The organism is Vibrio sp. TH_r3 (assembly GCF_033101115.1).
GTDB lineage: Bacteria > Pseudomonadota > Gammaproteobacteria > Enterobacterales > Vibrionaceae > Vibrio.
In genome coordinates this window covers 1-400 of the sequence record NZ_JAWMPW010000095.1, presented here as the reverse complement: position 1 = coordinate 400, position 400 = coordinate 1, and the positions used below count along the sequence as shown (strand labels likewise).

General features: G+C 41.0%; 1 pseudogene. It reads right to left on the bottom strand.

What is annotated here, in order from left to right:
• A pseudogene (locus tag R3X26_RS18945) lies at nt 1–400 on the bottom strand (hypothetical protein); the annotation flags it as partial.

Below are 400 nucleotides of genomic sequence, written 5' to 3'. Positions count from 1 at the left end.
GAAAAGAACATGATTTGCGAATTGTAGCTCTGCTTGGAGTAGGAGCTCTTCTGCCGATTCTTTAGCAAGAGACGCACGAATAATATTTGGTGTAGCACCTTTAGCGTTGATAAGTGTAAGAACCAATAGCGCTTCGTGATTCATATTGAGGGACATATATAAACTAGCCACATGAACAGCATTTGCTTGCCTACATTGGCATAGGTCGATAAAAACTTGCTTCTCAGCATCTTGGTTTGTCAATAAATAATGATGCATCGCTAATCCGTAACCGAGAGGGAAACGTTCAAGTGATTCTTTTGCAAAATCAATCGCTTGGTCAGATTGGAGTTTATCCAATACCGCAAGCTTCACAAACGCCGCTTCATAACTCATGCCATTAAACTGAAGAGCTCGTTCT